The organism is Ruegeria sp. BB6, from assembly GCF_056539385.1.
In genome coordinates this window covers 220648-233617 of sequence record NZ_JBQFUW010000006.1, presented here as the reverse complement: position 1 = coordinate 233617, position 12970 = coordinate 220648, and the positions used below count along the sequence as shown (strand labels likewise).

Here is a 12970-nt window from a genome sequence, read left to right as displayed (position 1 = left end):
CGGAGAATCCACATCTTTCAGCCATCATGATGGAAGCACGGTACGAACGCAAAAAACCAATCAAACAGGCGCTATCCGCAAATCAAAATTGATGAATGGTGCCTTAAAAAATCTGCGATAAATCCATAAGGGGACGGTGCGAAGTTCAGTATCCGGGCTAAAATACAATGTGGAAGGCGGCGCGGCGGAGGTTGGGGTTTTGCCTTACCTGCGGAGCTGAATGGCAAACCAGGCCCAGCACACTTGCTCGAATTGCAAGATGAACTTGGACTCTCGAAAGATCAGGTGAAAACAATTGAGGCGATCCATTCTGAAATGCGCGAACAGGCAATCGTCGCAGGCGAACGGTTTATTGAGGCCGAAGCGGCGTTGAGCGAAGCGTTAGCCGGCGACCAGCTAGACTTAGCCGAGCTATACAAACTTGTTGAAGCGACCGAAGCTGTCAGGGCCAAATTGCGAATGGTTCATCTGTCCCGGCACCTGCAAACAACACCACTGTTGAGCGCAGATCAAATCCAACAGTACAGGATTCTAAGAGGGTATGCGAACGACCCGTGCTCCACAGTGCCTGAAGGCCACGACCCAGCCATGTGGAAAAAACACAACGGGTGCAGCTGAATCCGTTTGAGATCAGAGCAAACAAATGCTGGGCACGGATCCAGTAAGTCTGATCGTCCTTCATCCAATCGCTCAGCTGTGTCGAGCAAACACACTCGTCGTCCCATCCAGACCAACAAGCAAGGTTTCATAGGGCTCTCGCTCGTCTGAAAAATCCATCCCCGGTGAACCCATCGGCATGCCCGGAACTGTCAGGCCGAGACCTTCAGGATGTTCGGACAAAAGTCGATAGATATCTTCTGCCGGGACATGACCTTCGACAAAATAGTCCCCAACAATTGCAGTGTGGCAACTGGAAAGCTCATCTGAGATTTTCATTTGTTCTTTAAGCGACCACAGCTGCTCCTGCCCCACGTCTAGCATATCGGCGCGAAATCCTGCGGAAATCAGGTGATCTACCCATGCGGCACAACAGCCGCAGGTTGGCGTCTTGTACACTTTGATGAGTGGGGCTTCTTGTCCGACGGAAGGAGTGGCTAACACTGCTGCTGCACCCGCTAGCAAAAATTCGCGTCGTTTCATTGGTCTCTTCTCCGCTTCCTCATGGGACTACAAAGATATTGTGCCAAGGCCAAACTTTTCAATGTTACCGGACTGAGCATCAAACGGGCAGTTTCGATACAAGATCTGAATCTCAATCCAAATAACACTGGTCGCCAAACGTTTTGTGAGTTGCGTCGCGTAAGGCTCACGTTCACTCGAGCGCTCGGCAATGGACCTCGCGATCAACGTCGTGGTGAGGTCCATAGCAACCTTCTAAGCCGTGGCCATGCCAATTGCCTTGGTGGTGCCTGCCCGTGCACCCTGACAATGCAATCACTATAACCAAGAATGCCGCTCTGCGCGGGTGCTTGATCCAACAGTTCTGTTCCATGTGCAAACCAACCTAGTAGCAATCCGGCTACCTTTGCTTTGACGCAGGTCAACACCCCATTGCGGCAGCTTCCAAGTAGCGGCAGTTAGTCTATCGTGAACAGCTCCTGTCTTTCAGCAACACCGCGCAATCTGTATTGCCCCAGGGAAACAAGACTTGGAACGGAGCCCACCAAATCGCCCGCCACCTTGTCGGAAACCACAATGTTCTGATCAAGCGCGCTGCACATACCTAAAATGCGCGAAGTTGTATTTACCGCTGGGCCGACCACTGTGAAATCCAAGCGAGACCTACCGCCAATATTACCGTAAAGAACATCGCCTGCGTGCAACGAGAGAGTGAAGCCGGTCGTTGGCAAACCATCAGCTTGCCGTCGTTGGTTGAGTTCCTCAAAGGTATCTCGCAACTCTGTTGCCGCGTGAATTGCGACGCGGCGAGCGTCCGGAACTTGATTAATATCGAAGATGGCAAGCATTCCATCCCCCATGAATTTAAGAACATTACCGCCATTGCGTTCGACTACGTCAACAGCTTCCGCGAAGTAGTCGTTTAGCAATTCTATGATTGAGTCCCCCGGAAGCGCTTCTGACAATTTGGTAAATCCTTGCAGGTCAAAATACCAAATCACCGCTGAGATAGTTTCCGATGAACCTCGGGTGATGTCCCCGGAAAGAACGCGCCTACTGGCGTCTTTGCCCAGATACGCGGCTGTAATGTCTTCAGCCATCAATCGGTTCGCCCCACATTTCAGCGTCAGGCAAAGTGGAGAAATCAGTTGACGCAAACCATCAAGTTGCTCGCTTGTGAAGCCCCCGCTCGCGTCGGTTGTCAACGAGATTATAGCACCTTCATAGGCCTGCATTGGATCGATTGGCGTAGTATTGTCCTGAATAAGGAAAAACCGTTTAACAGCGAAGTAGTCAGTTGCACCGCGCTCGCGAAGTTCGTCGAAAATCGGAAAGTTGAGCGCGGGTTCTTCGACTGTCAGATCTTGTCTGATCTCTTCAACGTTGTTTGCCAAAAGATAGTAAATCGGGCTTAGAACGTATTCCTCAGGCGCATCCGTTCTTCGGACAAAGTTCTCTCGCTGATGACCGCCATCCCTGTGCCAGCGAAAAGCGACAGTCCCAATCTCGGGATGATGAGCGCGAACAGTGATGTTTGCTCTTTGAAGTGGAATTCCTGCTGAAACAAGACGGTGGCAGAATGCCTCAAGCCAGAGTTCCACTGGCGCATTCTCCAAGCCCTGTTGAACCAGCCAATCGGCTATGTCCTTAACGGCGGCGGTCAGTTCCCAGTTTTGGACTAAAGGAGCTGCCATGATGTCCTCTTAATGAGCTATCTGAACAGTTGGTTCTTAGTCTAATTCACTTCAAGGACACATCAAATTCAATTCTCCCACTGCGCTTGCAGCCCTAAGGTATATGCTGATCTTGTTGCGTATTGTACGCGCGACACCTGGGCGATGGTCGCAATTCATCGGGAACTGCTGGCGATATGAGGTGTGCTGCGAACCAAAAGACGTTTTACGACTTTGCTCTACTGGATATCTTTGTGGGTTTTCGGTGTTAGAGCAGCCGCAAACTCAATCTTGCCACTCCAACCGATACAAGACGTGGTGACCGCGTAGACCTTTCAGGAGTCTGGGTTCTATTTCAGAAAATGAGAAATCGGTGCGCGCTCCGACCATGGCACGAGTCGCATCTGAAACGAGTATCTCGCCTGCCGCACCAACGGTCGTAATGCGTGACGCTTTGTTGACCACAGTACCGAAAAAATCTCCACGAGATTGCACGACATCACCAGTATGAATCCCAATCCGAACACCGAAAGATGGCTCCGCGGTTGCCGATGCAATGGCCCCCTGAATCTTGATAGCGGCCGTTAGTGCTTCTTTCGCGGACGGAAAGACGGACAACGTTCCGTCTCCAAGGGATTTCACGAACTGGCCATGATGCTTTTCAATGATCGCCGCCAAGACTTGGAAGTGGTTTTCGATCAGCACCGACCAACGCTGATCGCCCAACGCCTCCGCCAAGGTTGTACTGCCCTCCACATCAGTGAAAAGTACCGAAGCCAAACCTTCGGTTTGGATCAGCTCGGGTCCATCTTCACGCGCAGCATCAACCAGTTTTTGGATGGCCAGCTGCTCTTTACCCACGAGTTCAATATTTGGAGTGGGCACTGAAGCGTGGCGATTGATGATCTTCCAGCCCGCTCCCTCCAAGACAAAAATCAGGACGGTGCGGTAAAAGACGGCTTCATCAAAGCCGACAAACTGAATCTTATGGACAAAAGACGACCATCCCGTTTCTCCGTTTTCGAAAGCTTCCGCTTCAATTTCTTCAAAAACGACGGGCGCCGGAATTTCTGCGAAAAAACCGCTAACCCCATCGCGAACCGCTTGCCCGCTCCAAAACTCACCTTCGCCTGTCCCAACGAACCGTAGTTCATCTGCTTTCGACAGAAAATCCCGCAACTCGTCAGTATTCTTCTTGGTTCTGAGTATTTCATACCAACGCCTGGAAACTGCCAGCAGTTCAGGTGAGGAACGTATCATCACAAATGACTCGAAACGCTAAATGGAATGAGACTTACAAGGTCTTGCAACCGGGATCTCCATTTTTCGAAAGATGCAGGTCAATGCTGCCGCTGAGGTTTGGTCAGATCAAGACTTTTGTATTTCTCCAGAACAGAGCGCATCAGACGCAGATCAAAAGACGCGCGCCGGTTCAGAGCGAACTATCGACGGAGTTTCTGAGTTCGAGTCCGGATCACAGGGTATCGAATCGTTTCGCTGTCTGAGAGCTACTCGACGCTGTACTGACCCGCAAAATATGATGCATCAGTGTATCGGACACACGCTAAGTTAGAAGGCTCCCAGAACTACGCGGTGAGTTTCGAAGTGCAGCACGCTCTGTCTTGACATGGTTATGCGAACTGGTTCAGCCTGCGGTCATGACGTTCACACGCATCCACTGCCATCGAATATCGGCCTGAGGTCGATAACCCACGCGAAATCCGTGGGAGGCAGCATTGGTATGCGGGCGAGGCTTATATCCTTGTAATTGCTCCAGATTAGAGTGCACGAGTCGGTTCGATTCCGACGCCTCCTACCATCCTCAGGAGGTGTCCGACATGACGTCACGAACACAATTGATTTCAACGATATCAAGCAATCGGTCGAGGAGAGCCTCGCCCAATTTGACGCTCATACGTGAAACTCTAGACAACGAGCGAGACTAGGCACGTTTCGATCTCATACGGTGTCGGAACGACTCTTTTGCAGATCGCAGACCTCTTTTGTGAGATCCTCAGTAGAAACCAATCTCGCTGACATCCACGCGAGCCTCGTGATCGCGTCCGTAGGCTACAACTCCAACCGAGGTAATTTCATCAGCAACGGGAATAGCGCGTAACATGGCGCCTGAAGCCTTGAAGCCCGACAGAGGTAAATAAACTTCGGTCCATTCATCAAATGTTGCGAACTCGGCCTGATAGTATTGCCACGGAAGCACTGTGCCGCGCGTCCTGAGGTGAACAAAGTACTGTTCGCCATTGCCCCGCACTAATAGCTTGACGCCCGATACACCTGCATCTGGCCGATCAGGCAACTTGCGTCGGAACTGGATGAAGCCGCCGTTGTTTTCTGTACTGACTGCTCCGGTCAACCGCGCGAATGCAACACCACCGTCGGAACTAAACTGCACCTGCCCTGAAGAAACTCCTCCCATGACAGTGTCAGCAACGAAGTCCCAACGCGTCTCCGGAGACTTCGAGAAGTCTTCCGCGAGATTTCCATCAGCCTCTGCCATTGTAGATCCGAAAATTACAAGACCTGAAACAAGCCCAACGAAGTTTCCACGCATATCGTTCTTTCTCAGTTCAGTATCGCAAAAGACAAGTTCAAGGCCGTCGCAAAAACCACCCAGGCTAAGTAAGGCAAGAAGGCGAGTGCAGAGACACGATCAGTGTGCCTGACCTGAGCGATGAACATGACGATCACGATCAGCAACGCGAAAATGACCACAAGGGCCACCCACGGCATTTGCAGTACGAAAAAGGTCGGTGACCACAAAAAGTTCAAGCCCAACTGCGTCCACCACAACTTCATGGTGGTCGAGCTTCGGTCTGTTTCAAACTGACGCCAACCGACCATGGCGATCAAGACATAGAGCACAGTCCAGACCGGACCAAATATCCAGTTTGGTGGATTGAAAGCAGGTTTGGAAAGCTGCGCATACCAATCGCCAGGTGCGGTCAGTGTCCCGATTAGGATGCCGCCCACCAACGTCAACGCAAGAAATGCTATGCGGATGAACAAATTCGACATTGTGAGACAGCTTTCAGCAGTCCTTGGTCGTCACGTTGACAAGTGCTTCGGAAGAGAAAGTCGCAGTACTGGTTTCTTCCGCATCAGAATATGACACGGTGGCGCCTTCGATCTCCGATCCTGTTACAGTGATTTCGCGTTGCCCGATGGTGTCATCTACATCGATGGTAAAAGCTAGCCTGTCCCCTGCGGCGAGGGAGGCAATCTCAAGCTCAATTGTATCTTGCCCGTCCACAACCGATGGAACCCGGCGCAGTGCGTCAGTACCCTCTACGAATTCGAGCGGTTGAAAAACCTCCACACCCGCGCCTTTTTCGGTAACGTCGAAAACCAGACGGCCGGCAGATCGGGACAGGTCAATTTTGAGGGTCGAGGCTTCTACTTCGCACGTTCCGACATTGGTCAAAACAAAACGGTCCTTGGGCGCGCCTTCTATAAAGCGGATTTGAACGCCGGCTTGAAGCGAGGTGGCTGTGAAAAGTCCGAGAGTCGCCGCAAGAATACTCTTCGGGAGCATATGTATCTCCTTTCTAAAAGGTTCTTGATGAATACGTTTCGGCGGGTTTCTTGGATCAGACTTAAGCCTTTTCACTATCGTGGTTCAGCCGGCGGGAGTTTTCAAAGTTCCTTGCGCCGCAGTCAGAACGGTTAAGTTAAAACATGCCATTGTCATTCGCGCTGATTGCTGGAACTTCCTGAAGAACATCCCAGTGTTCGACAACCTTACCTTCAGCATCCAAGCGAAAAATATCTATCCCTGCGTACTCGAGACCATCGGGCCAGATTTGGTGGCAATGCAGAACAACGTGGTCGTCTTCAGCAAACGCGCGTTTGATGTCTACTCGCTTCCCCGGGTAATCGGCAGCCATGCGCTCAAAATATTCGATAAAGGCTTGCTTACCGTCGCCAACGTGTGGGTTGTGCTGCGTATAGGTTTGGCTACTTACTCGGCTTGCTCGAAGTCGATATGAACATGATTTCCGCCTGGACCAGCCACATGGATTTCGATCATTCGGAATACCGAGACTTCGGGTTTACGATACTGGATCTGACATTATGCCAGTATTTCTTCCAATGGCCTCAATCTCAGTTATGCGCTGCCACAAAGCCCACGCTCATGCCATCCGTCGCAAAAAGGCTTCGGCTGTCGTGACATGCTTGTTTTTGACCTCTAGCGACATGCGCTCAGCTGTACGGCACATCATTGCCCATCGGGGATTGCCAGCAAGTCTATCGGTGTGTTTCAGGATAAAGCGCCAGTAAAGCCCGTCCCATATGTCCGACCAAGGCCCTTTGCCCCAATGGCTCATTTTGCGAACATAATTTGAACCGGAAAAGTACGGTTTGGTGGTGATCAACCCGCCATCGGCATGCTGGCTCATAGCGTAGGCATTTGGAACCATCACCCAATCGTAGCTGTCGACGAACATTTCCATGAACCAACGATAGACATGGTCCGGATCAATCTCACACAGAAACATGAATCCGCCCAGTACCATAAGGCGTTCAATGTGGTGGCAATACCCGGTGTTGAGCACCCTTTTGATCGTGTCGTCCAGCGGATCAATACCAGTGGTTCCGTTGTAGAAAGAGCGGGGTATGGGGCGGTGATGGCCCCAATGATTTGTCGTGCGCATCGGCACACCAAAGTTCTCATAGGTCGCGCGCATAAACTCGCGCCAGCCGGTGATCTGGCGGATGAAACCTTCTACCGAATTCAAGGGAATGCCCTTGCGATCAGCATGCGCCAAGGCAGCGTCTAAAACTTGTTTCGGAGTCAACAATCCAATGTTCAATGCAGGCGTGAGAACGGCATGCCATAGCCAGTTTTCGCCCTCAACAATAGCATCTTCATAGTCGCCAAAACGTTCGAACCGCCGTTCCAGAAACTGCGCCAACCAGTCGGACGCAGTTTTATGTGATGTCGGATAATACAACGTTTCCAGGCTGCCTAGTGCATCTGGAAAATCAGCCAGAACGCTTGCTTTTGCGGCTTCATCAACTGCGTCATGGTCAGGCCAGTCGATCCACGGCAGGCTGCCCAACAGCGCCTTGGGTACTTTTTTGCGGTTTTCTTCGTCAAAGCTCCATTGTCCCCCGGTCGGTTGACCGCTGTCCATCAACACATTCAAGCGGCGGCGCTGGCTTTTGTAGAACTCCGCCATGAGCCAACGTTTTCGACCGGCAGACCAATTTAGATTGTCGGCTCGCGTATTCAGAAAGCCAGGCGAGGGCTGGATATCGAGCGCGATTTCGGTAGTGCTAGCCGCCAACCGCAAACGTCTTTCTGCAATGAAGTCTACTGGATCAGCTATGATAACTCGGCTGACGCCGCGATCACGCAGACTTTGAAAAAGTCTCAGGCATGCGCTCGACTGCCGCTCAAACGGCCATATCGCGGCATCAAAGCCCTTGGCGGTCAAGCCATTGCGATAGCGCGCCATAGAGGCGCGGTGCAGCCAAAGCTTTTGCTTGTGCATCGTGGCGGGATAATACGCATCGCCAAAGAACAGAGGGTCTTCGAAAAGTACAACAATTTCAGGTCGGGCGGCCACACCGGGGTGCTGGGCAAACAATTGGTTGGGAAGTAGAAGCGCGGCAGTGGACAACGGCTATGGCCTTGGTTGGGTGGCCAGGTTCAATTGGCTTAAAAGCGATGGGATCTTCTTTCGAAGGCCGAAGAATCCGGCCCTTGCATGAAGCCATGTCATAGCGTCGTACGGCCGCATTATCCTGTTCAATGCTAGGCCTGCGTCTCTCAACAAAGGCTCCGCATGATCCAGCCTTGACCGAGTGGGACCGACAGGCGCATAGGCTGTTGCAATGGTCGTGACCCCCGCATTTCGTGCTGCCTCGATCAGGGGACCACACCAATCGTCGGCTGACTCCGCGAGCTTTCCGTGGTGTTCTAGGGCGCTGCTCATCGCGCCCTTGGCAAAATCCTGTACGGCACCCCCTATCGGGTTTGGGGACCGACCATTCGTCGCCAAAAGTCCAATCGCGGCAGCAGGCGATGTCGGCATTACGCAGTCACCTGAAAGGTCATCCTCCGTCAACAGCAAAAGATAAGGGCTGTCTATGGGCAAGTGAGGGCTTGAAAGTGGGATGAGCGGGTGATCTACCGACTCGGTCAGCGGTTCTGCAAATCTGACCAATCCTCTCGGCTGAAACCGTCCTTCGGTGTATTTGGCAATATTGTCAGCGCGCGCGAGGTAGTTTTTGCCTTTCGTGTGCAAACCTCCAACCCACCGCCAACTCAGCGTGTTCGATGCGGGATCGCCATCCAGCAAATATCGTAAAAAGAAATCCGCCCCAAGCTGCCACGGTAAGCGGAGTGTAAAAATCCAGATTGATGCAAACCACATGCGCGCATGATTATGAAGGTAGCCAGTCGCCGCAAGTTCCCGCGCCCAATGATCAAAACAGTCGATGCCTGTATTGCCGTTTACTGCATCGTTGAAACGGATCTTTAGGCCCTCGTCATTTGCAAGTCGCTTACAAGCGCTCAATAAGTCCCGCTTATACAGTGCCCAGACGCTTGGCCTTTGTTCCAGCCAGCCCTTAAAATAAGTGCGCCAAAACACTTCTTGCACGAACTTTTCTGCCGCGTTGAATTTATGCGACGCTAATACCGTTGTCAGCACCTCTTTCTCCGTTATCAAACGGTGGCGCAGCCAAGGTGACAAACCCGATACATTGCTGCGTCGCTCGGTCCCAAAATCGTAGTTCCGCGTACTTCCATAGTGCCGACCAGTGCGGCCCACGAACTGCTTCAGCCTTTCGAGACCATCGGTACGTGTGGGTTTGAAACTGATCGTCTCTTTCGCTTCCACAAGTTCTTGAAATTTCTCGGTCATGCGGCAGACCTGCATTTTTTCGAGCAGTATTTTACTTCATCCCAAACGTTTTCCCATTTCTTGCGCCAGGTGAAAGGGCGCCGGCGGACCGGGCAGTTTTTTTGGGGTAAATCGGCTTTTTTCCGCATTTTCATCACTGGTCCCCCAAAAGCAGGTCGAGTTGCTTTTGATCTTGAGACGCCCGCGCGACTTCGCGAGCATTCCGCTGGATCTTTCGGCTACCCGTAAATCCCGTTTGAACCAAACGAGCTGCACGATACCTTCTTTTTTCGAGTATTGTACGTATGGCCACAAAAAATGGATCTTTGTTCCACTCTCCTCCGCATTTCGCTATCAACGTGGCTTTTGCGCAGGCGCCATCTGCCTTCGGCACTTGAAGGTCGGAAGTTTCCGCGAACTCACTGACGAGAGCCGGGCCCTAAAACACCAATCAAAAAATGGGTTAGCCTAACTTAATTTTGTTCGAATTTCTGATTTCTAAAAAACGATAGCGAGGCAAACTCGACGATCTATACGTCAGCAAGTTCTGTCGGCGGGCATGGCAGCGAACTCCAGAACATCCACCCCGAAAGCACTGAACTTGTTTGATTGTCCTAGTCGATCTCCAGTGACGGCAACTTTTCAGTACTATTCGGCAAACAGCGAGATAACTACAAACCTCGCGCACTATGCAAAAATTTTGCCTATACGCCTGCAATTTAAGCAAAGCTGCCGTTAACTATGACTTGCGGCATCCCAAGTTGCGGCTTCATAGCGCATCTGAGTTCCACGACTACCCCATTGTTTCTTTGGTTTTCGCGCTAACTCTCACGGGCGTACCGGCGAAACCCAATGGGCAAGGTCAAACAAAATGCACAAAACGGACAATGCTGAGTTTGCACTCACATCCGATGACGCCGATCAACCGCACACTACGGTGTACTACGATGGATCATGCCCGCTTTGCTCAGTTGAGATGGGGCATTATGCTTCTTGCAAGGGCGCTGAGCGCCTGCGGTTTGTCGACGTCTCAAAATCCAATGCTCGTGTTGGTGCAAATCTAACGCGGCAAGAAGCAATGGATCGATTCACTGTGCGCCGACCAGATGGAGAACTTGTGTCCGGTGCGCGCGGGTTCACGGAACTCTGGGGCACTTTACCCAAATGGCGTTGGCTGGCGCGTCTGGCAGGCTTACCCGGGGTAACGTCCCTGCTAGAACTTGCATACCAAGTTTTCCTGCCCTTAAGACCGAAGCTTTCGAAGATCGCCTCTTGGTTCGGAGCGAAGCCGGTTAACAGGACAAATTCGTCGACATGATCAACCTAAACGATGGGCATTTCTAATGGCTGGATTGGCTCTTCAAAGGCGTTCTCGAATCCGCGTTTGGCAACATTCGCGCCGTATTCACACTTCGTCTTGGGTTGGTCACGCTGATCAGTGACGCAGGTTTGTATTTGTTCGGCTTGTTGGTTTTGAGTGAATTGGGATAGTTCAGATGACGTACTTTTCAAGCAGCATCTTCACGGGCAGCGAGGCATTCAATCGAGTAGCCAACAGAAACATTCCTCCAATCTTTCGCTGAAGGTAAAGAACGTCCATTGGCACCTGGGGTGGGATATAGCCGACCTCGACCAGGGCCATACTCTCTTTGTTCAGGCGGTGGGAAAGCGTTCGGTCGGAGAAATCAAATTCATTCGCAGATAGAATTGCTTCGAAAACGCCGCGGATCATTCCGAGGATCCGGTCGTCAAATGGGCCATCACCTTCAATAAGCTTCAGTTGTATGGCAGCCTTTCGAAGCGCCGCGCCGTCTTCAAGCAAACCGGCGCGCAACAGATCCACGTATCCATCTATTGCAGATGGTTGCAGTGCGCGTGCCGCGCCAAAATCCAAGAGACCGATTTTTCCATTGGATGGGTTGTATCGGTAGTTGGCAAAGTTTGGATCGCTCTGCATCATACCGAACTCAAAAACCTCGCGCAGCGTGAGATTTACCAAGACCTCTGAGACTCGATTGCGTTCCTCGCTTGTCGCATCACTCACGGCCTCGATAGGGCGACCTTCCAGAAAGGACATCGTCAGAACTTCTGGCGTGCTCCAATCTGCATAGAACTCTGGGATTTTAATCGCTTCATCGCCCTGCAATAGGTCAGCAAAACAGCGCAGAAATTGCCCCTCGCGTTCATAATCTGTTTCTTCATGTAGTTGACTGCGCGCTTCTTGGATGTACGGATCCAAATCAAAGTTTTTGGGAAGCAAACCAGACATTCGAACCAGAGTGGCAACGTTGGCCACGTCGCTGTCGATACTGCGCGCGATACCGGGATATTGCACTTTGATCGCCACGTCGCGCCCGTCTTTCAATGTCGCACGATGTACTTGCCCAATGCTCGCTGCCGCTATGGGCCTAACTTTAAAATCTTTGAAGGATTTTCGCCAATCTGCACCCCAAGCTCGGTTCAGGACGTCACGCAATTGTTTCGGTGGCATGAAATGCGCCTGATCTCGTAAACGCGCCATGATGTCAGCCAGTTCAGGCGGCAAGACCTCACCTGCATCCATCGAAATCAACTGACCCACCTTCATCGCGGCGCCTCGCATGCGAGCAAGTTGATCCGCGAATCGTGTCACGTTGCCGGGTGTCATCAACAAACCACGCATATCGGGTCGCGCGCCGCGACCGATCTCTCTTAGGGCGCGTGCTGCCATATTCCCCGCAATGCCTGCCGTCATGCTGCTTAAACCGGCAACACGGACCAAACGGCTTGTAGGAACTGCCAAAGGGGTTGGTGAGGATTTAGGGTCGGTCATCAATACTCACCAAAATTCCGTGCCCGGAGCGCCTTTTATGCGACCCTTCAAGTTTTCGGTGACCCAACCGCCATAGAAGTCCCCGGGTTGCGGGATCACCCGGTACTCACCAACAAAACAAGCGTCCATAAGTCCGGCGTAAAAGGCGAGATAGCCCTTAATCCGTTCAAATTTGATGGTTGGTGCAGCATAACTCCACGCAGCGTTCGTAGCCGCAGCTGCCCCGCTCTGAACGTCCCAGTAGCTCGCTACACCCTTCCACTCGCAGAATGATCTACACGAGGCCTTTGTCAGAACGGCATCAATGTCTTGCGGCGGAAAATAATACGTGGGGGCGTGGTGGGTTTCGAGAACCTGAAACGCCTGATCGGTTTCCACGATTGTTTGACCGCCGAGCTCGATCCGCACTCGATGAGGAACTGCCCGCAGCGCAGGTGGTCGCGGATAGTCTTGGACGTTTTCAGTTGTCCAACCTGTCATTTCGAACCTTGGTTATG

General features: G+C 51.9%; 14 protein-coding genes and 1 tRNA gene. 3 read left to right on the top strand and 12 right to left on the bottom strand.

The features are described 5' to 3' along the window. Positions 1-243: 243 nt before the first annotated feature. Positions 244-618, top strand: coding sequence for a hypothetical protein (locus ACR0B7_RS15345; RefSeq protein ID WP_480681915.1), 375 nt, complete (start codon positions 244-246; stop codon positions 616-618). 72 nt (positions 619-690) lie between these two features. Here the strand turns inward: ACR0B7_RS15345 and ACR0B7_RS15340 are convergent, their stop codons facing one another. From ACR0B7_RS15340 to ACR0B7_RS15330, 3 genes are all read right to left on the bottom strand, one after another. Further along, positions 691-1140, bottom strand: coding sequence for a DUF411 domain-containing protein (locus ACR0B7_RS15340; protein WP_170576844.1), 450 nt, complete (start codon positions 1138-1140; stop codon positions 691-693). A 437-nt stretch (positions 1141-1577) separates the two neighbouring features. After that, the gene (locus ACR0B7_RS15335; protein WP_170571468.1) at positions 1578-2813 is read right to left on the bottom strand and encodes an adenylate/guanylate cyclase domain-containing protein; all 1236 of its coding nucleotides are present in this window, start codon (positions 2811-2813) and stop codon (positions 1578-1580) included. A 264-nt stretch (positions 2814-3077) separates the two neighbouring features. Further along, positions 3078-4052, bottom strand: a complete 975-nt coding sequence (locus ACR0B7_RS15330; protein WP_170571465.1) for an adenylate/guanylate cyclase domain-containing protein — start codon at positions 4050-4052, stop codon at positions 3078-3080. A gap of 465 nt (positions 4053-4517) precedes the next feature. Between ACR0B7_RS15330 and ACR0B7_RS15325 the strand changes: the two genes are divergently transcribed. Then, positions 4518-4611, top strand: a tRNA-OTHER gene (locus ACR0B7_RS15325). A 195-nt stretch (positions 4612-4806) separates the two neighbouring features. Here the strand turns inward: ACR0B7_RS15325 and ACR0B7_RS15320 are convergent. From ACR0B7_RS15320 to ACR0B7_RS15290, 7 genes are all read right to left on the bottom strand, one after another. Beyond that, positions 4807-5307 (bottom strand): CIA30 family protein, encoded by a 501-nt coding sequence (locus tag ACR0B7_RS15320; RefSeq protein WP_480681912.1) that lies wholly within the window; start codon positions 5305-5307, stop codon positions 4807-4809. A 65-nt stretch (positions 5308-5372) separates the two neighbouring features. Further along, positions 5373-5825 (bottom strand): TspO/MBR family protein, encoded by a 453-nt coding sequence (locus ACR0B7_RS15315; RefSeq protein ID WP_170389757.1) that lies wholly within the window; start codon positions 5823-5825, stop codon positions 5373-5375. 13 nt (positions 5826-5838) lie between these two features. Further along, positions 5839-6417, bottom strand: coding sequence for an aggregation factor core (locus tag ACR0B7_RS15310; protein WP_480681909.1), 579 nt, complete (start codon positions 6415-6417; stop codon positions 5839-5841). A 61-nt stretch (positions 6418-6478) separates the two neighbouring features. Next, a complete protein-coding gene (locus tag ACR0B7_RS15305; protein ID WP_480681945.1) occupies positions 6479-6712 on the bottom strand; it encodes a nuclear transport factor 2 family protein in 234 nt (77 codons plus the stop codon). A gap of 228 nt (positions 6713-6940) precedes the next feature. Beyond that, positions 6941-8434 carry a cryptochrome/photolyase family protein gene (locus tag ACR0B7_RS15300; RefSeq protein WP_170486436.1) on the bottom strand — a complete coding sequence of 498 codons (1494 nt, stop codon included), beginning with the start codon at positions 8432-8434 and terminating at the stop codon, positions 6941-6943. 3 nt (positions 8435-8437) lie between these two features. Continuing rightward, positions 8438-9682 (bottom strand): FAD-binding domain-containing protein, encoded by a 1245-nt coding sequence (locus ACR0B7_RS15295; protein ID WP_170486437.1) that lies wholly within the window; start codon positions 9680-9682, stop codon positions 8438-8440. Then, positions 9679-9810, bottom strand: coding sequence for a DUF2256 domain-containing protein (locus ACR0B7_RS15290; protein WP_480681943.1), 132 nt, complete (start codon positions 9808-9810; stop codon positions 9679-9681). The genes ACR0B7_RS15295 and ACR0B7_RS15290 overlap by 4 nt, the downstream gene beginning before the upstream one ends. A 722-nt stretch (positions 9811-10532) precedes the next feature. Between ACR0B7_RS15290 and ACR0B7_RS15285 the strand changes: the two genes are divergently transcribed. Further along, positions 10533-10979 (top strand): thiol-disulfide oxidoreductase DCC family protein, encoded by a 447-nt coding sequence (locus ACR0B7_RS15285; protein WP_170418709.1) that lies wholly within the window; start codon positions 10533-10535, stop codon positions 10977-10979. Positions 10980-11153: 174 nt separating this feature from the next. Here ACR0B7_RS15285 and ACR0B7_RS15280 read toward each other — a convergent pair whose 3' ends face one another. Together ACR0B7_RS15280 and ACR0B7_RS15275 are read right to left on the bottom strand one after the other, a co-directional pair. Further along, the gene (locus tag ACR0B7_RS15280; protein ID WP_480681907.1) at positions 11154-12422 is read right to left on the bottom strand and encodes an ABC1 kinase family protein; all 1269 of its coding nucleotides are present in this window, start codon (positions 12420-12422) and stop codon (positions 11154-11156) included. A gap of 57 nt (positions 12423-12479) precedes the next feature. Further along, positions 12480-12953: a DUF427 domain-containing protein gene (locus ACR0B7_RS15275; protein WP_170418715.1), complete on the bottom strand. Its 474-nt coding sequence runs from the start codon at positions 12951-12953 to the stop codon at positions 12480-12482. Positions 12954-12970 lie beyond the last annotated feature (17 nt).

Excerpts from the sequence above, each read along its gene's own strand:
- ACR0B7_RS15335 (WP_170571468.1), bottom strand. The coding sequence starts at position 2,813 with ATGGCAGCTCCTTTAGTCCAAAACTGGGAACTGACCGCCGCCGTTAAG.
- ACR0B7_RS15295 (WP_170486437.1), bottom strand. The coding sequence starts at position 9,682 with ATGACCGAGAAATTTCAAGAACTTGTGGAAGCGAAAGAGACGATCAGT.
- ACR0B7_RS15290 (WP_480681943.1), bottom strand. The coding sequence starts at position 9,810 with ATGCGGAAAAAAGCCGATTTACCCCAAAAAAACTGCCCGGTCCGCCGG.
- ACR0B7_RS15285 (WP_170418709.1), top strand. The coding sequence starts at position 10,533 with ATGCACAAAACGGACAATGCTGAGTTTGCACTCACATCCGATGACGCC.
- ACR0B7_RS15275 (WP_170418715.1), bottom strand. The coding sequence starts at position 12,953 with ATGACAGGTTGGACAACTGAAAACGTCCAAGACTATCCGCGACCACCT.
- ACR0B7_RS15315 (WP_170389757.1), bottom strand. The coding sequence starts at position 5,825 with ATGTCGAATTTGTTCATCCGCATAGCATTTCTTGCGTTGACGTTGGTG.
- ACR0B7_RS15340 (WP_170576844.1), bottom strand. The coding sequence starts at position 1,140 with ATGAAACGACGCGAATTTTTGCTAGCGGGTGCAGCAGCAGTGTTAGCC.
- ACR0B7_RS15330 (WP_170571465.1), bottom strand. The coding sequence starts at position 4,052 with ATGATACGTTCCTCACCTGAACTGCTGGCAGTTTCCAGGCGTTGGTAT.
- ACR0B7_RS15320 (WP_480681912.1), bottom strand. The coding sequence starts at position 5,307 with ATGGCAGAGGCTGATGGAAATCTCGCGGAAGACTTCTCGAAGTCTCCG.